Source organism: Stenotrophomonas sp. 86156_Sma (assembly GCF_056481625.1).
The window spans coordinates 4,341,691-4,359,614 of sequence record NZ_CM151157.1 but is presented as its reverse complement, the minus strand read 5'-3'; the positions used below and the strand labels follow the sequence as shown (position 1 = coordinate 4,359,614).

The window sequence follows — 17,924 nt, the reverse complement described above, 5'->3', positions numbered from 1 at the left end:
TACGGGCAGGGGGTGCCGCTGGCCCCCGGCGGTGCGATAATCGGGGCCATGAGCGAATCCCCCTACAAAGCCGGTACCACCCATTTCGGGTTCCGCGACGTCGCCGCCAAGGACAAGCAGAAGCTGGTCGGCCAGGTGTTCACCTCAGTCGCGCGCAACTACGACCTGATGAACGACCTGATGAGCCTGGGCGTGCACCGGGCGTGGAAGCGCTACTACGTGGCGACCGCGCAGGTGAAGCCGGGCGACCGTGTGCTCGACCTGGCAGGCGGCACCGGCGATATCGCCGCGCTGCTGAAGGAGCGCGTTGGCGCCGAGGGCTCGGTGGTGCTGGGCGACATCAACGCCGGCATGTTGTCGGTCGGCCGTGACCGCCTGACCAACCGCGGCCTGGTGCTCGGCCTGGACTACGTGCAGTGCAATGCCGAAGCCCTGCCGTTCCCGGACAACAGCTTCGACCTGGTCACCATCGCCTTCGGCCTGCGCAACGTGACTGACAAGGATGCCGGCCTGCGCGAGATGTACCGCGTGCTGAAGGTGGGCGGCCAGGCCCGCGTGCTGGAGTTCTCCGAAGTCACCGCGGACTGGTTCAAGCCGATCTACGACTTCCACTCGTTCAAGATCCTGCCCAAGCTGGGCAAGCTGTTCGCCAACGATTCGGACAGCTACCAGTACCTGGCCGAGAGCATCCGCAAGCACCCGCCGCAGGATGAGCTGAAGGCGATGATGGGGCAGGCCGGTTTCGAGCGCTGCCACTACAAGAACCTGACCGGCGGCATCGTTTCGATCCACTCCGGCTACAAGCTGTAAGCGCTGGACGGGGAAACCCCGGTATCTGCTCTGGTAGGTGCCAACCTTGGTTGGCACAGCGCAGGCCGCGAGCGATGAAAGATCCGTGCCAACCAAGGTTGGCACCTACCCAGGACGCCGCCGCAGGATCCGCCCCGGCCGCCATTACCCCGCACCGCGCAACGCCTGCGGGGCCGGAGGGAGTTACCATTGGGGGTCTGATCCCCGTAACGGTCCCGATTCATGCGTAATCCGCTGATGCTCCTTCCGCTGGCCGTGGCCCTGGCCGCCGGCTGCTCCCAGGAGGTGGCCGCACCCGCCGCCGCCCCGACTGCCGCCAAGGCCCCCGCCGCCCCCGTGAACGCCGAGAACCGCAGCCACGACGAAAGCTCATACGCCGAGCCGGACAAGGTCGTCATCAAGGACATCGCGCTGGACCTGAAGCTGGACTTCGACCAGAAGCAGATCGGCGGCACCGCCACCTACACCCTGGAATGGAAGCAGAAGGATGCCAAGCAGCTGGTGCTCGACACCCGCGAGCTGACCGTGTCCAAGGTCGAGGCCGTCGCCGCCGATGGCGCGCGCAGCCCGCTGAAGTTCGAGCTGGCCGCCGCTGACAAGGTGTTCGGCAGCAAGCTGACCATCGAAGCCCCGGAACAGCCGGCCAAGGTGGAAGTGACCTACCACACCGCGCCGACCGCATCGGGCCTGCAGTGGCTGGCACCGTCGATGACCGAGGGCAAGAAGCTGCCCTTCATGTTCAGCCAGTCGCAGGCCATCCACGCCCGTTCGTGGGTGCCGCTGCAGGACACCCCGAGCGTGCGTTTCACCTACAGCGCGCACGTGGTCTCGCGCCCGGACGTGATGGTGCTGATGAGCGCCGACAACGATCCGAAGGCCGCGCGTGACGGTGACTACACCTTCAAGATGCCGCAGCCGATTCCGTCCTACCTGCTGGCCATCGCTGCCGGTGACCTGGTGTTCGAGCCGATCTCCGGCCGCTCCGGCGTCTGGGCCGAGCCGACCATGGTCAACAAGGCCGCCAAGGAATTCGAAGACACCGAGAAGATGATCGGTGCCGCCGAGAAGCTGTACGGCGAATACCGCTGGGGCCGCTACGACATGCTGGTGCTGCCGCCGTCGTTCCCGTTCGGCGGCATGGAGAACCCGCGCCTGACCTTCGCCACCCCGACCGTGATCGTCGGTGACAAGTCGCTGGTCTCGCTGGTCGCCCACGAACTGGCGCACAGCTGGTCGGGCAACCTGGTGACCAACGCCAGCTGGAAGGACATCTGGCTCAATGAAGGCTTCACCACCTACGTCCAGGGCCGCATCACCGAAGCCCTGTACGGCAAGGAAATGGCCGAGATGGAGAAGCAGATCGACCAGACCGACCTGCTGGCCGAAGTGAAGGACATGAGCCCGGCCGACCAGGCGCTGGCGCTGCCGCCGCTGAACGAGCGTGACCCCGACGAAGCCCTCAGCCAGGTGGCCTACGTCAAGGGTTCGTGGTTCCTGGAATTCCTGGAGCAGCGCTTCGGCCGCGAAACCTTCGATCCGTTCCTGCGTGGCTGGTTCGATGACCACGCCTTCCAGAGCGCGAACACCGACCAGTTCGTCGAGTACCTGAAGAAGAACCTGCTGCCGAAGAATCCGTCGGCAGTGACCGAGGCCGAACTGAAGGCATGGCTGGACGAGCCGGGCATCCCGGCGTTCGCGGCGAAGGCGCAGTCGCGCAACTTCAGCAGCGTCGATACCGCGCGCATCGCGTTTGCCAGCGCCGGCACCGTGCCGAGCAGCCAGGTCATCGCCGACTGGAGCACGCAGGAATGGGTGCGCTTCATCGACGGCCTGGGCGCGACCCAGCCGTTGGACAAGCTGGCCACGCTGGACAAGGCGTTCCACTTCACCGGCACCCCGAATGGCGAGATCGCCATGCGCTGGTACCCGCTGGCGATCCGCAGCGGTTACGAGCAGGCCAACGAAGGGGCCGCTGCGTTCATCGAGCGCGTCGGCCGTCGCAAGCTGATCATGCCGATCTACGCTGAACTGGTGAAGACGCCGAAGGGGCTGGAGCTGGCCAAGCAGGCCTTCGAAAAGGCCAAGCCGGGCTACCACCCGATCACCACCGGCTCGGTCCAGGACATGCTGGCCAAGGCCGAAGCCAAGTAAGAAAACGCGCCGGGCATCCCCCGGCGCTTTTTTTGTAGAGTCGAGCTTGCTCGACTGGCTCTTCAACAGCAGTCGAGCAAGCTCGACTCTACAGATATGCGAAAACACGAAGGACCTCCGCCATGAAACGACTGATCCTGCTCACCGCCTGCACGCTGGCCCTGGCTGCCTGCAGCAACCCCGAGGAAGAGCGCAAGGCGCAGGAAGCCGCCGCGGCCGCCGTGCAGGCACAGAAGGAAGCCAAGGCCGAAGACGTGGCCAAGCAGTACGACATGGCCGTGGCCGCGCAGGACTGGGAGCGTGCGCGCCTGCATGGCGCCTCGCTGCTGGACCAGTACAAGGACACCGCCGCCGCCGAGCGCATCGCCGCTGGCTTCGACGAGGTCAAGGCCAAGGGCGATGCCGCGCGCGACCTGCGCCGCATGCAGGCGCTGTGGCAGTACAACCAGATCCCGGTGGGCAACAAGGGCAACCAGGTTTCGGCGCAGATCTACAGCAAGGAACGGGTGGATGTGGATGGCAGCGGTGCCAAGCCGGTGCAGCTGGTGTTCCGGGATCACCCGGAGTGGAAGCGGCATGCCTACCTGGTGCTGCAGGCCGGCGATTTCCGTTGCCCGCAGTGCACGGTGAAGGTGACCGTGGACGACGGCAAGCCGATTTCCATGGCGGCCTGGCGCCCGAAGACCGATGAAGCCATCGCGCTGTTCATCACCGACCAGAAGGCGCTGTGGAAGCTGGCAGCCAAGGGCAAGTCGATCAGCATCGAGTTCCCGGTCAAGGCCGGCGGCACGCGTACTGCCGTGTTCGAAACCGGTGGTGTCGACGCCAGCCGCATGCCGCAGTGGTGGCAGTGATGGTCGCGACGGGCAGCGCAGTGCACGCGCTGTCCGCGATCCGGCACTGGGTGTTCGACATGGACGGTACGCTGACTGTCGCCGTGCATGATTTCGCCGCGATCCGCCGCGCACTGCAGATCGCCGCGGAGGAAGACATCCTCGACCATATCGCAGCGCTGCCGGACGCGCCGGCGCAGGCCAAGCGTGAGTGGCTGCTGGATCACGAACGTGCGCTGGCCGAGGACGCGCTGCCGGCGCCGGGTGCGGTGAAGCTGCTGCGTGCGCTGTCGGCGGCGGGCTGCCGGCTGGGCATCCTGACCCGCAACGATCATGCGCTGGCGAAGCTGACCCTGGACGCGATCGGGGTCGGGGAGCTGTTCGACGATGCCGACATCATTGGTCGCGATGAAGCCGTGCCCAAGCCGTCGCCGGATGGGCTGCAGCAGCACCTGCGGCGTTGGGGCATCGCAGCGTCAGAGGCGGTGATGGTGGGAGACCACGCCTACGACCTGGAGTGCGGCCGCGCCGCGGGCACCCACACCGTGCTGGTCAACCTGCCGGAGAACCCGTGGCCAGGCAGTGCCGACTGGCATTTCGCCGATTGCCGCGGACTGTTGGCGGCCTGGCAGCAGAAGGGGTAGTGCCGGCCGCTGGCCGGCAGTGTCGACCAAGGTCGACACCTACCAAGGCACAGCGTGTCGACCAGGGTCGACACCTACCGAACAGATGCGCGGGCAGTTCGGTTTACGCGCCCAGCGCGTAACCGAACTGCTGCTTGAACTGCTCGTTGAACTCGTCAAAGGTGAAGCGCTGGTTCTGCGTGCCCGGGTGCTCCACCTTCAGCGCGCCCATCAGGTTGCCCATGCGGCCGATGGTCAGCCAGTCGTAGCCCTTCTGGATGCCGTAGATCAGGCCGGCGCGGAAGGCGTCGCCACAGCCGGTCGGGTCGACCACGCGGCGTTCGTGCGCCGGCGGGATGTCGTAGCTCTTTTCCGGGGTGTGGATGACCGCGCCCTTCGGGCCACGGGTGGTGATGTAGGCCTTGACCCGGCTGACGATCTCCTTCTCGTCCCAACCGGTGCGTTCCTGCAGCAGATTCGACTCGTAGTCGTTGACCACCACGTAGTCGGCCTGCTCGATGAACTCGCGCAGCTCCGGGCCGTTGAACAGCGGCATGGCCTGGCCCGGGTCGAAGATGAACGGAATACCGTCTTCGTGGAATTCCTGCGCGTTCTGGATCATGCCTTCGCGGCCGTCCGGGCCGACCAGGCCCAGGGTCACGCCCGGTACGCCACGCACGTGGTTCTCGTAGGAGCGCATCATCGCGCCCGGGTGGAAGGCGGTGATCTGGTTGTTGTCGTGGTCGGTGGTGATGAACGCCTGCGGGGTGAACAGCTCATCGATCACGCGCACGCGCGACAGGTCGATGCCCAGGCCGTCGAAGTATTCGCGGTACGGACCGAAGTCCGAACCCACGGTGCCCATCGGGATCGGCTGGCCGCCCAGCAGGTGCAGGTTGTAGGCGATGTTGCCGGCGCAGCCGCCGAACTCGCGGCGCATGCGCGGCACCAGGAAGGACACGTTCAGGATGTGCACCTTGTCCGGCAGGATGTGATTCTTGAACTGGTCCGGGAACACCATGATGGTGTCGAAGGCAAGAGAACCACAGATCAGAGCGGACATCGATGTAAGCCTATGCGGTGAATTTTGGGGTGGGCCGGCCCGGTTCGGCGGGCAAGCAAACGGCGCCCTTGGGCGCCCGACGGCGCAAAGGTTACCCGCTGGTGCCGCTCAGGGCCAGAACCGGGTGAGACCCGATCAGGCCGAAAGCCTGTGAAGACGCGGGTTCAGCTAGTTTTTTCCTTGCTCGGCGGCAGGCGGGTTGCTAGGCTTGTCGGCCTCGATTTCTGCCCATTTTTTCGCCATCCCGCGGCGGGCACGACACCCCTCAGGACTCCTTCCTCAGATGTTCAAGAAACTCCGTGGCATGTTCTCCAACGACCTGTCCATCGACCTGGGCACGGCCAACACCCTCATCTACGTGCGCGGGCAGGGGATCGTGCTGAACGAGCCGTCGGTCGTGGCCGTGCGTCAGGACCGTGCCATTGGTGGCACCCGCTCGGTGGCAGCCGTAGGCGCCGAAGCCAAGCAGATGCTTGGCCGTACCCCGGGCCACATCACCACCATCCGCCCGATGAAGGACGGCGTCATCGCCGACTTCACCTACACCGAGGCGATGCTCAAGCACTTCATCAAGAAGGTGCACAAGTCGCGCGTGCTGCGCCCGAGCCCGCGCGTGCTGGTCTGCGTGCCGGCCGGCTCGACCCAGGTCGAGCGCCGCGCGATCAAGGAATCGGCCGAGGAAGCCGGTGCCCGTGACGTGTTCCTGATCGAAGAGCCGATGGCCGCCGCGATCGGCGCCGGCATGCCGGTTACCGAAGCCCGTGGCTCGATGGTCATCGACATCGGCGGCGGCACCACCGAGGTGGCGGTGATCTCGCTCAACGGCATCGTCTATTCGGCCTCGGTCCGCATCGGCGGCGACCGCTTCGACGAGTCGATCACCAACTACGTGCGCCGCAACCACGGCATGCTGATCGGTGAAGCCACCGCCGAGCGCATCAAGGTCGAGCTGGGCTGCGCCTACCCGCAGGCGGAAGTGATCGAAATGGAAATCTCCGGCCGCAACCTCGCCGAGGGCGTGCCGAAGATGATCAAGATCAGCTCCAACGAGGTGCTTGAAGCCCTGCACGAGCCGCTGTCGGGCATCGTCAGCGCGGTCAAGCTGGCGCTGGAGCAGACCCCGCCGGAACTGTGCGCCGACGTCGCCGAGCGCGGCATCGTGCTGACCGGTGGTGGCGCCCTGCTGCGTGACCTGGACCGCCTGATTTCCGAGGAAACCGGCCTGCACGTGCAGGTGGCGGACGATCCGCTGACCTGCGTGGCCCGCGGCGGTGGCCGTGCGCTGGAGCTGGTCGACATGCACGGCAACGAGTTCTTTGCGCCGGAATAAGCCGTCCCGGCTGCCTGCGCCCCCAGCGCTCCTCCGGGGTGCGGCCCACCATGAGGGTAGGCCGGCACCGGCGGGGCGTCCGCGTGTTTCCCTTCCGCCTTCTGCCAGTTGAATCGTTGCCGTGCCGCCCTACGCCGGACCTCCCGTTGCTTCCCGATCCGGTGATGCCGCCAGCCCGCTGCGTCTGCTGGCTTATCTCGCACTGGCCATCACCCTGATCGTGCTTGACGACCAGGCCGGCTGGCTTGCGCAGCTGCGCGGGCAGGCCAACAGCCTGGTGCAGCCGGTATGGGCACTGGCGGGACTGCCGGGCAAGCTCGGCAACCAGGTCAAGGACTCGGCGGCCAGCCACGGCCAACTGGTCAACGAGAACCGTGAACTGCGCAACCAGCTGCTGCTGGCCAACGCCCGCCTGACCCGCCTGCAGACCGCCGCGCTGGATAACGCCCAGCTGCGCGAACTGCTGAACGTGGCCGAGCGCAGTGGCCTGGACGTGCAGCTGGCGCCGATCCTGGACATCGACCTGGATCCGGTGAAGCAGCGCCTGGTGCTCGACGCCGGCAGCCGCGAAGGCGTGCACGTCGGCCAGGCGGTGATCGATGCCGGCGGCCTGATGGGCCAGGTGATCAGCGTCACTGGCGGTACCTCCACCGTGCTGCTGCTGACCGACCCCGACCATGCCGTGCCGGTGACGGTGGCCCGCAACGGCGTTCGCCTGATCGTCTACGGCCGCGGCGACAAGCTGGAACTGCGCGACATCCCGCTCAGCGCCGGCGTGGAAGTGGGCGATGAGATCGTCACCTCCGGCCTCGGTGGCCGCTTCCCGGCCGGGTTCCCGGTCGGCACCATCACCGGCCTGCGCCCGGACGACACGCACGCCTTCCTGGTCGGCGAACTGAAGCCGGCGGCGCAGCTGGACCGCGGCCGCGACGTGCTGCTGCTGCGCCCGGGCGCGGCAATTCGCTTGCCTGCGGCCAGCGAATTGCTTCAGCCAAGTTTGCCTTCGGCAAACCAGGCTGCCGGGGGGGCATCCCACCTTACCCCCGCGCCTTCAGCGCGCCCCCCTCAGCCGACTGCACCTTCGGTGCAACCGGCCCGCGCATCCTCCCTTACCCCCGCGCCGTCGGCGCGTCCCCCTCAACAAGAGGGGGGCGCTCCCCCCAGCGGGGTCCATGGTAGTGCCGGCCGCTGGCCGGCAACCGACCACGCCGGAGGCCCAGCGATGAGCCGCCTGCGCGACAACCCGTGGGTGCTGCCGGCCAGCCTGGTGGTGGCGCTGCTGCTGGGCCTGCTGCCGTTGCCGGCGCTGCTGCAGCCGCTGCGCCCATACTGGCTGGCGCTGGTGCTCGCGTACTGGGTGATTGAAGCGCCTGAGCGTGTCGGCCTGGGCGTCGCTTTCGCCAGTGGCGTGATCGCCGATCTGCTGTACGGCGGTGTACTCGGCGAACAGGCGCTGCGGCTGGTGATGCTGGCCTTCATCCTGCAGCGCTTCCGCGCCCGCATCCGCTTCTTCCCGATGTCCCAGCAGATGCTGGCCATCGGCGGCCTGCTGTTCAACGACCGCATCGTCAGCGCGCTGGTCCACATCGTGGTGGATGAGCCGACGCTGCCCTGGTCGTACTGGTGGGCGCCATTGCTGGGCATGGGTTTGTGGCCGCTGGTGTTCGTGCTGCTGGACGCGGTGCGCTTCGGCAAGCGCGGGCGCTGAGCCATGATCCCGCGCCGCCAGGTCAAGAATCCGCACGCCGAAGCCGAACAGTTCCGCCGCCGCGCGGCGCTGGGCTTCCTGGGTGTGCTGGTCTGCCTGCTGGGCCTGGGCGGCTGGTACTTCAAGCTGCAGGTGCTGGACCACGACGTCTACGCCACGCGCTCGGAAGCCAACCGCATCAAGCCGCGGCCGGTGGTGCCCGGGCGCGGCATGATCTACGACCGCAACGGCCGCCTGCTGGCCGAGAACGTCCCGGCGTTCCGCCTGGACGTGACCCCGGACAAGGTCAAGGACATGGAGGCCACCCTGGAAGGGCTGGCCAAGATCATCAACATCAGCCCGGAAGAGCTGGAAGCGTTCAACAAGTCGCGCAAGGCGCGCCGCAAGTTCCTGCCGGTCACGCTGAAGCTGCGCATGAGCGACGAGGAGATGGCGCGCTTCGCGGTTGATCGCTGGCGCTTCCCCGGCGTCGAGCTGGAGCCCTACCTGACCCGCCGCTACCCGTATGGCGATCTGTTCGCGCACATCATCGGCTACGTCGGCCGCGTCGATGACAAGGACCTGGAGATTCTCGGCGAAGGCAATGCCGCGCTGACCCACATCGGCAAGTCCGGCCTGGAGCGCTATTACGAGCAGCAGCTGCGCGGCAAGGTCGGCTACGAGCAGGTCGAGACCAACGTGCAGGGCCGTGCGATCCGCACCATCGGCCGCGTCGCCGCGCAGTCCGGTGCCGACCTGCGGCTGTCGATCGACGCCGACCTGCAGCGCGCCATGGTGGCCGCCTTCGGCGACCAGGAAGGCTCGGCGGTGGCGATGGACCCGCGCACCGGCGAAGTGCTGGCGATGGTCAGCCTGCCGTCCTACGACCCCAACCTGTTCGTCAACGGTATTTCCCATGCCGACTTCAAGGCGCTGAACGACAACCCGTCGCGGCCGCAGTTCAACCGCCTGGTGCTCGGTGGCGTCGCACCCGGTTCCACGCTGAAGCCGCTGATCGGCCTGGCCGGCCTCGATTCCGGCGTGCGCCGCCCGGAAGACAAGGTGCTGTCCACCGGCATGTTCTACCTGCCCGGCACCTCGCGTGGCTGGGGTGACTCGCACCGCGGCGGCCACGGCTGGACCGACCTGCGCAAGTCGATCGCGCAATCGGTCAACACGTACTACTACAAGCTGGCGCTGGATCTGGGCATCGAGCGCTTCGACCATTACATGGAGTACTACGGCTTCGGCCAGCCGACCGGCATCGACCTGACCGGCGAGATCGGCGGCATCCTGCCGTCGCCGGCCTACAAGCGGAAGAGCCGCAAGGAAGCCTGGTATCCGGGTGATACAGTCAACATCAGCATCGGCCAGGGTGACTGGAAGGTCACTCCGCTGCAGCTGGCGCGGGGCGTCAGTGGGCTGGCCAACGGGCAGCTGCGCACGCCCCATCTGGTGATCCAGCAGCGTGCGGGGTTCGACCATGACTGGATGGCGACCGACCCGGGCGAGAGCAAACCGGTCAGCCCGAACCCGAACAACCTGCAGGCGGTGCGCGAAGGCATGATGGCCACCATGCTGCCTGGCGGCAGCGCTGCGCGAATGGCGGCCGGCGCGCCGTACACGATGGCAGGCAAGACCGGTACCGCGCAGGTCGTCAGCCGCAAGGGCACCGCTGCAGTGAACCCGAAGAGCCTGCCGATGCACCTGCGCCACCGCGCGCTGTTCGTCGGTTTCGCGCCGGTCGACCAGCCGGTGATCGCGCTGGCGATCGCGGTGGAAGGGGGTGGTTACGGCGGTGCGGCCGCCGCGCCGATCGCACGCAAGGTGTTCGACGCCTATCTGCTGGGCAAGATGCCTGAAGGCATGCAGCCGCTGGACAGCGAGCGCGGCACCACCGCGATCGGGGCGACCGCATTCGACAACGAAGATGTGGGCGCGCGCCAGGCCGGTGACCTTGCTGCGGCACAACTGGGGGAACACCCCGTGCTGATTGGCGTGCCTGCGCCGGAACCGGCACCCGCACCGCAGCCGGGGACGCCGGCCGCCGCGGCGCTGCCGACCACGCCACGCCCGACCACCGCGGAGCCCGCACGATGAGAGTGTTCCTGCGTTGGGCCGGCGACATGCTGCGCCGCTTCTTCAGCACGCTGGACTGGGTATTGTGCCTGGCCCTGGGCGCGCTGATGGTGATCGGCCTGGCCACCTTGAAGAGTGCCGGTGGCGACGGCCTGGTGATGGCCCAGGGCGCGCGCTTTGCAGTGGGCATGGCCGCGCTGTGGGGCATCTCACGGGTACCGATCCTGCGCATCCGCTCGGCCACACCGATGATCTACGCGATCTCGATGATCCCGTTGCTGGCGGTGTTCGTGCTGGGCACCGGCAAATACGGCCGGCAGTGGCTGGACCTGAAATTCTTCTACCTGCAGCCGGCCGAGCTGCTCAAGGTCAGCCTGCCGATGATGGTGGCCTGGTACCTGCACAAGATGCCGTTGCCACCGCGCTTCAATACCGTGCTCGTGTCCCTGGTCATCATCGGCGTACCGACCGGCCTCGTGATGCTGCAGCCGGACTTCGGTACCGGTGTGCTGATCGCCGCCAGCGGCGTGTTCGTGCTGCTGTTGGCAGGCCTGCCGTGGTGGTGGGTCGGGCTGGGCGTGGGTGGCGTGGCTGCGGTCGCGCCGGTGGCCTGGTTCTGGCTGCTGCGGCCGTACCAGAAGGACCGCATCATGATGTTCCTGGACCCGGAGATGGATGCACTGGGAGCCGGCTGGAACATCATCCAGTCGAAGATCGCGATCGGTTCCGGCGGCTTCGATGGCAAGGGCTGGGGCGAGGGCTCGCAGTCGCATCTGAACTTCATTCCCGAGCAGACCACCGACTTCGCGTTCTCGGTGCTGAGCGAGGAGTTCGGCTGGATCGGCGTGGCCACCGTGCTGGCGCTGTACCTGGTGGTGATCGGGCGCTGCCTGTGGATCGCCAGCCAGTCGCGCGATTCCTATTCGCGCCTGCTGGCCGGCGCCACCGGCCTGGCGTTCTTCGTCTACGTGCTGGTGAACGGCGGGATGATCTCGGGCCTGCTGCCGGTGGTGGGCGTGCCGATGCCGCTGATCAGCTATGGCGGTACCTCGGCGGTCTCGCTGCTGGCCGGCTTCGGGTTGGTGATGGCCGTGCGTAGCCACAATCCAGTGCACGGCGGCTACGGGTAACAACGGCCGCGCTGTTCTGTAGAGTCGAGCCGTGCTCGACTGCTTCTGCTGCATGAAAGGCAGTCGAGCACGGCTCGACTCTACAGACGCAGAAGCACCCTGACAGCTTCACGCAAGCGCGCGTTGCTACCGTGGCCAGCGTGGACTGGAAACGAATGCTTGGCGGCTGCCGTGAGGCGGTGCGCACGATCGACCTGCCGTTGCTGGTCGCGTTGTTGATCCTGATGGGCGCGGGGCTGGCGGTGCTGCACAGCGTTTCCGGTCCGGTCACCGGGCAGGCGGCGCGCTTTGCCGGTGGCCTGCTGGCAATGTGGCTGCTGTCGCGTGTCTCGCTGCTGCGTCTGCGCGCTTGGACGCCTGCGTTGTACGCGCTGTCGATGCTGCCGCTGATGGCGGTGTATGTGATCGGCACCGGCAAGTATGGGCAGCGCTGGCTCAACCTGGGCGTGTTCTACCTGCAGCCGTCCGAACTGCTCAAGCTCAGCCTGCCGTTGATGATGGCCTGGTACCTGCACCGGCAACCGCTGCCACCGTCACCACGCACGGTACTGACGGCCGCAGTGCTGATCGGCGTTCCCGCCGTGCTGATCCTGATGCAGCCCAACCTCGGTACCGCCACGCTGGTCACCGCCAGCGGCGTGTTCGCGTTGTTGCTGGCGGGCCTGCACTGGGGCTGGGTGGCCACCGGCGCGGTGGGGCTGGCGGTGGCCGCGCCACTGGCCTGGCTCGGCGTGTTGCGGCAGTACCAGAAGGATCGCGTACTGACCTTCCTCGACCCGGCAGCAGACCCGCTCGGCACCGGCTGGAACATCCTGCAGTCGCGCATCGCGATCGGTTCCGGTGGTTGGCAGGGACGTGGCTGGGGGCAGGGCACCCAGGCCACGCTGGATTTCCTGCCCGAGTACACCACCGACTTCGCGTTTTCGGTGCTGGCCGAGGAGTTCGGCTGGATCGGTGTGGCGACGCTGTTCGCGCTGTACCTGTTCGTGGTCGGGCGTTGTCTGTGGATCGCAGTGCGCGCGCGCGACACCCATGCGCGGTTGCTGGCCGGCAGCCTGGGGCTGGCGTTCTTCGTCTACGTATTGGTGAACGGTGGAATGATTTCCGGCCTGCTGCCGGTGGTGGGCATTCCGATGCCGTTGATCAGTTATGGCGGGACATCAGCGGTCTCGCTGCTGGCCGGCATCGGACTGGTGATGGCTGTGCGTGGGCACCGACCCGTGCACGGGGGATAGGGTTTCCAGCCAACGGCGCAGCCCCTCGTGGGTGGTCGTGTAACGCGGCTCATGTGTGGGGCGGGCGCGGTGGGTTCGCGGGACACGCCGTAAACCCGTCCTTGGGGGCTCGATGGCGCCATCCATGGCGCCAACGGTCCCGCGAACCCACCGCGCCCGCCCCCTGACAGTTTTCGGGCGTGTCCACCCACGGAAAAGAAAAAGAAGATCAAAAGCAAAACCAGCTTGGCCGCCCGCTTCATTGCTTCCTGTAGAGCCGAAGGCAGCGGCAGGAGCCGCTGCCAACGTCGCCCATGGCGACGGCCCGAAGGGTGCCGGTCAGGACGACCGGCATAGCCATGCTCGGCTCACGAGCAAGCGCAGCACCGCGACCCGCTTTTGATCTTCTCTTTATTTCCGTGGGTGGACGAACACGGAACCTGTCCGTGGCCGGGTAGATGGGCTGCGCAGGGGCGTGAGCCGCATGGGCCCGAGGCATGCCTCGGGCGGGTTGGGCAGGACGCCCAACCCTGGCCTTGCCGCGCGTGCAGGACTGCGCGCAAGAGCAAGCGGCGACCGAGCTTACATGGACGTACTTGCAGCGGCCCCTGCGCAGCCCATCTACCTGGCCTCACCCGTGAACTGCATTTCGCGGCCACCCACGAGGGGCTGCGCCGTTGGCTGGAAACTTCCTGACTCTGCGCAACGCCCGTTGTGGAAGCGTTCTCACAACGATGCACGGCAGCACGCCCACTGACCAAAGTCCGGAAAAAGCGTTAGCTGGTTCACACTTTTACAGCGCGTTGATCCTGATCAATGGACTTGTCGTAATCGGCCTGCACAATGGCGGCCCGTTCGGCACGGCGCGCCGTCAATCGTTGCAGCGCGAGGGGGCGTCGGGCGGGAAGCAGTACTGATCCAACGGGTACAGGGAGCGCGGAGCACTGCCACTGGGGAGCGGCAGCCGCGCGGGTACCGACCGGATCCGGTCGCCGGTTGCGTCTGCGGGGATGGGGACGCAACCGGCAACCTCTATCTGAATGGGGAAGTGTGATCACGACGTCTTCACATTTCCCGCTGCTCGCAGGCAAATCGTTGTGATTCATGGTGTTAGGGGTTTTAATTCATCCATGACCTGCTAACCTGCGACGATGATTCGACGCACTCTGGCCTGCATGCTCACCCTCGGCCTGGTCGCCTGCGCGACCCAGCCGAAGTCCCCACCGTCTTCGCCCCAGGCCAGCAGTACGCCGCGCCAGCCCGCCGCCAAGGCCCATGGCCCGGCCGAGGCCGCGCCCGAAGCTGCTGCCGCCACCGCGCCGCCGGTCGATCTCACCCCGGTGCCGTTCCAGGTCGCACGGGCCCGCTTCATTGCCGATACCGCCAAGCGCTATGGCCTGAAGCCGGAGCAGATCAGCAGCGTGCTCGACCAGGCGCAGGTGCGCCAGCCGATCATCGCCGCGATGTCGCGCCCGGCCGAACGGGTCAAGCCGTGGAACGAGTACCGGCCGATGTTCATCAGCAAGGCGCGCATCGATGGCGGCCGCGCGTTCCTGGCCCAGCATCGCGCCGAACTGGATCGCGTGCAGCAGCGCACCGGTGTGCCGGCCGAAGTGATCGTGGCGATCATCGGCGTGGAAACCAGCTACGGGAAGAATGCCGGCAGCCATCGCGTGCTCGATGCGCTGTACACGCTGGCGTTCTACTACCCGCGCAGCGGCGACCCGGCCAAGCTGGAGCGCGAAGTGCGCCGCGAGCTGTTCTTCCGCGATGAGCTGGCCAAGTTGTTCGAGCTGGGCCGCGAAGAGAACCTGGACATCACCACGCTCAAGGGCAGCTATGCCGGCGCGATGGGCATGGGCCAGTTCATGCCGTCCAGCTACCTCGATTACGCGGTGGACGGTAATGGCGACGGCCGTCGCGACCTGTTCACCAGCTACGACGACGTGTTCTCGTCCATCGCCAACTACTTCGTGAAGAAGGGTGGCTGGGTGCGTGGCGGGCAGGTGGCCGTGCAGGCCACGTTGGCGCCGGGCCGCGAGGAATTCAATCCGACCGAATGGATGCCGACCTGGTCGCTGGCCGACCTGGCGAAGCGTGGCTACCAGCCCAGCGCAGCGGTGCAGCCGGGCGCCACCGCCACGCCGATCACGCTTGAAGGCAGCACCGGCAAGCAGTACTGGCTGGGCTTCCAGAACTACTACGCGATCACCCGCTACAACCTCTCGAAGATGTACGCGATGGCCGTGTTCCAGTTGTCCCAGGCCATTGCCGGACAGGAGCTGCCCCCGGCATGAACATCAGATGGCTGGTCCCAGGCTTGATCGTCCTCGCGCTGGCTGCCTGCAGCAGCGCGCCGAAGAAGCCGGCCACGGCCGGCCATGGTGGCAAGTCCGGCGGCACCCTGGTGCAGGGGCGCGGCTCGCGCCCGGCACACTGCCCGGAAGGATCGCCCTACGCGGCGGCCAAGGAAGACCTGAGCACCCGCGGCAACTACACCGCCGGTGGCCTGTACAAGCCGGGCGTGCGTGACAGCACGCCGGACTACATTCCCAACGTGGCCTGCATCCCCGAGCCGGAAGTGACCGCGGAAGAACGCTCGGCGATCGGCAACAAGACGCCGTACGTGGTGCTGGGCAAGTCGTACAAAGTGCTCGACGACACCCGCAACTATGTCGAACGCGGCACCGCGTCGTACTACGGCGCCAAGTTCCACGGCCGCCTGACCTCCAACCGTGAGGTCTACGACATGTACCAGTTCACCGCTGCGCACAAGACGCTGCCGCTGCCCAGCTTCGCCCGCGTGACCAACCTCGACAACGGTGAGTCGGTGATCGTGCGCGTCAACGATCGCGGTCCGTTCCATGATGGCCGCGTGGTCGATCTCAGCTATGCCGCCGCTGTGCGCCTGGGCATCACCCAGCGCGGCACCGGCAACGTGGAAGTGCGCGCGCTGCAGCCGGGTGAGGGCAACCTGCTGGCGCAGAAGCCGTCGCGCCGCGAGCGTCGTGCTGCGGAAGCGGCCGCCGCCAGCGCTGTAGCCAGTGCGCGCCCGGCACCGACCGCGCGTGCTGCCGCCGACAGCGACATCGATCGCCTGGTCAAGGGGCTGCCGGCCGATGGCATGCCGGCGCGTGGCCAGCCGGCCACCACCCAGGGCGTGGCCAGCACCGTGCCGGATGTGGCGGTCAGCAGCCTGCCGCCGAGTGCTCCGCCGGTGCGCAGCACCGCATACGCGCCGGCTCCGGCGGTCGTTGCCAGTACCACGCCGCGCGCCGCTGCGCAGGCACCGGTCCGCACCGCCGCCGCTACCCCCAGCCTGTCGCAGCAGGTGGTGGGCGCAGTCATGGTGCAGGTTGCCAGCTTCTCCAACCGTGACAACGCCAACCGCGCGATGGGCCAGCTCAACGCCGCCGGCATCGTCGGTGCCACCATCAGTGACATCGCCGCCGGTGGCCGTACCCTGTTCCGCCTGCGCGTTCCCGCCAGCGACCATGCCAGTGCCGCGGAACTTGTCGGCCGCATCGCCGGTCTGGGTCTGGGTTCGCCGCAGATCGTCAAGGATTGATCCACCCGGGCCGGTGCTGCCGGCCCATGCTGCCCCGGCCTTACAATGGCCGCTACGTTCCACCCTCCATTCCCGGCCGTCCCCTGGAGCCTGCTGTCCAATGAATTTCCGTTCCGCCGCCACCGCCCTGGCCGCCACCCTGGTGGTGGGCCTGGCTTCCGCCCAGACGCCGCTGCCGACTCCGGCCACGCCGGCGCCTGCCGCCGCCGCTGCCGCCCCGGCCACCGTCGCCACTCCGCCGGCGCCGGCGCCGAGCGTGTCCAAGGCCTGGGTGCTGATGGATTACGCCACCGGCCAGGTGCTGGCTGGTGAAAACATCAACGAACAGCTGGCTCCGGCCAGCATCACCAAGGTGATGACGTCCTACGTGATCGCCGCCGAGGTCAAGAACGGCAAGGTCCGTGCGGATGACCAGGTGATGATGAGCGAACGCGCCTGGCGCGAAGGTGGCGCGGGTACCGATGGCAGCTACAGCGGCTTCCCGGTCAACCAGACCGCGCGCCTGGAAGACATGGAAAAGGGCATGGCGATCCAGTCCGGCAACGACGCCGCGATCGCCCTGGCCGAGCACGTGGCAGGCAGCGAAGAAGCTTTTGCTTCGCTGATGAACAGCTATGCCGCGAAGATCGGCATGAAGAATTCGCACTTCGTCAACGCCCATGGCCTGACTGCGCAGGGCCACCACAGCACCGCCTACGACCTGGCGCTGCTGGGCCGTGCGATGGTGCGCGATTACCCGGAAACCTACGCGTACAACAAGATCAAGGAATTCCAGGTCGGCAACATCAAGCAGCCGAACCGCAACCTGCTGTTGTGGCGCGATGGCAGCGTGGACGGCATCAAGACCGGCCACACCTCGGAAGCCGGCTACTGCCTGATGAGCTCGGCCCAGCGCGGCGACCAGCGCCTGATCGCCGTGGTGCTGGGCGGCCAGTCGGAAAAGCAGCGTGCCGATGACAGCCTGGCCCTGCTGAACTGGGGTTTCCGCTTCTTCGAGACCCACCGCCTGTACGAGCCGGGCAAGGCCGTGGCCGAGCACAAGGTCTGGAAGGGCACCACCGACAAGGTGCAGCTGGGCGTGGCCCAGCCGATGCTGGTGAGCGTGCCGCGCGGCCGCTACAACGACCTGAAGCCGAGCATCGACGTGCCCAAGACCCTGGAAGCACCGTTCACCGCCGGCCAGCAGATCGGCACCGTGAAGGTGATGCTGGATGGCAAGCTGGTGGCCGAAGCGCCGCTGGTGGCGGTGGCTGCCGTCGAACAGGCCGGCTTCTTCAAGCGCCTGTGGGACAGCTTCTGGATGTGGTGGGAATCGGAATGATCCACGCCCCGGCGTGGTGAAGGAAAAGGCCGGCAAATGCCGGCCTTTTCTGTTTCGGGATGCCGCTTGCGCATGAATCCTGCCGGATGTGGGGAGTGCCGGCCGCTGGCCGGCT

The 17,924-nt window shown here is 67.1% G+C and carries 13 protein-coding genes and 1 pseudogene; 13 read left to right on the top strand and 1 reads right to left on the bottom strand.

What is annotated here, in order from left to right:
* Nucleotides 1-48: 48 nt before the first annotated feature.
* The 4 genes from ubiE to ACZK33_RS20135 all read left to right on the top strand — a co-directional run bounded on the left by ubiE (nt 49) and on the right by ACZK33_RS20135 (nt 4,438).
* Nucleotides 49-810, top strand: a complete 762-nt coding sequence (gene ubiE / locus ACZK33_RS20150) for a bifunctional demethylmenaquinone methyltransferase/2-methoxy-6-polyprenyl-1,4-benzoquinol methylase UbiE (RefSeq protein ID WP_005411082.1) — start codon at nt 49-51, stop codon at nt 808-810.
* A gap of 222 nt (nt 811-1,032) precedes the next feature.
* Nucleotides 1,033-2,961, top strand: coding sequence for a M1 family metallopeptidase (locus ACZK33_RS20145; RefSeq protein ID WP_423175584.1), 1,929 nt, complete (start codon nt 1,033-1,035; stop codon nt 2,959-2,961).
* Between the two features lie 122 nt (nt 2,962-3,083).
* The gene (locus ACZK33_RS20140) at nt 3,084-3,815 is read left to right on the top strand and encodes a hypothetical protein (protein ID WP_197615763.1); all 732 of its coding nucleotides are present in this window, start codon (nt 3,084-3,086) and stop codon (nt 3,813-3,815) included.
* Nucleotides 3,815-4,438, top strand: a complete 624-nt coding sequence (locus ACZK33_RS20135; RefSeq protein ID WP_423175582.1) for an HAD family hydrolase — start codon at nt 3,815-3,817, stop codon at nt 4,436-4,438. Before ACZK33_RS20140 ends, ACZK33_RS20135 begins: the two co-directional genes overlap by 1 nt.
* Before the next feature lie 103 nt (nt 4,439-4,541).
* On the opposite strand, the gene ACZK33_RS20130 is transcribed toward ACZK33_RS20135, so the two are convergent.
* Nucleotides 4,542-5,480 carry a carbohydrate kinase family protein gene (locus ACZK33_RS20130; protein ID WP_049421386.1) on the bottom strand — a complete coding sequence of 313 codons (939 nt, stop codon included), beginning with the start codon at nt 5,478-5,480 and terminating at the stop codon, nt 4,542-4,544.
* 283 nt (nt 5,481-5,763) lie between these two features.
* Between ACZK33_RS20130 and ACZK33_RS20125 the strand changes: the two genes are divergently transcribed.
* From ACZK33_RS20125 to ACZK33_RS20085, 9 genes and pseudogenes are all read left to right on the top strand, one after another.
* A complete protein-coding gene (locus tag ACZK33_RS20125) occupies nt 5,764-6,810 on the top strand; it encodes a rod shape-determining protein (RefSeq protein ID WP_005419402.1) in 1,047 nt (348 codons plus the stop codon).
* Between the two features lie 121 nt (nt 6,811-6,931).
* A pseudogene (gene mreC / locus ACZK33_RS20120) lies at nt 6,932-8,036 on the top strand (rod shape-determining protein MreC).
* Nucleotides 8,033-8,518, top strand: a complete 486-nt coding sequence (gene mreD / locus ACZK33_RS20115) for a rod shape-determining protein MreD (RefSeq protein ID WP_049463232.1) — start codon at nt 8,033-8,035, stop codon at nt 8,516-8,518. The pseudogene mreC and the gene mreD overlap by 4 nt, the downstream one beginning before the upstream one ends.
* A gap of 3 nt (nt 8,519-8,521) precedes the next feature.
* The gene (gene mrdA / locus ACZK33_RS20110; protein ID WP_423175579.1) at nt 8,522-10,597 is read left to right on the top strand and encodes a penicillin-binding protein 2; all 2,076 of its coding nucleotides are present in this window, start codon (nt 8,522-8,524) and stop codon (nt 10,595-10,597) included.
* A complete protein-coding gene (rodA, locus tag ACZK33_RS20105) occupies nt 10,594-11,706 on the top strand; it encodes a rod shape-determining protein RodA (RefSeq protein ID WP_032130317.1) in 1,113 nt (370 codons plus the stop codon). The genes mrdA and rodA (ACZK33_RS20105) overlap by 4 nt, the downstream gene beginning before the upstream one ends.
* 155 nt (nt 11,707-11,861) lie before the next feature.
* Nucleotides 11,862-12,941, top strand: coding sequence for a rod shape-determining protein RodA (gene rodA / locus ACZK33_RS20100; RefSeq protein WP_423175591.1), 1,080 nt, complete (start codon nt 11,862-11,864; stop codon nt 12,939-12,941).
* A gap of 1,130 nt (nt 12,942-14,071) precedes the next feature.
* Nucleotides 14,072-15,217 (top strand): lytic murein transglycosylase B, encoded by a 1,146-nt coding sequence (mltB, locus tag ACZK33_RS20095; protein ID WP_423175283.1) that lies wholly within the window; start codon nt 14,072-14,074, stop codon nt 15,215-15,217.
* Nucleotides 15,214-16,488 carry a septal ring lytic transglycosylase RlpA family protein gene (locus tag ACZK33_RS20090; RefSeq protein WP_049421381.1) on the top strand — a complete coding sequence of 425 codons (1,275 nt, stop codon included), beginning with the start codon at nt 15,214-15,216 and terminating at the stop codon, nt 16,486-16,488. Before mltB ends, ACZK33_RS20090 begins: the two co-directional genes overlap by 4 nt.
* Before the next feature lie 100 nt (nt 16,489-16,588).
* On the top strand, nt 16,589-17,809 hold the full coding sequence (locus ACZK33_RS20085) for a D-alanyl-D-alanine carboxypeptidase family protein (RefSeq protein WP_032130313.1): 1,221 nt from the start codon (nt 16,589-16,591) through the stop codon (nt 17,807-17,809).
* Nucleotides 17,810-17,924: the final 115 nt, after the last annotated feature.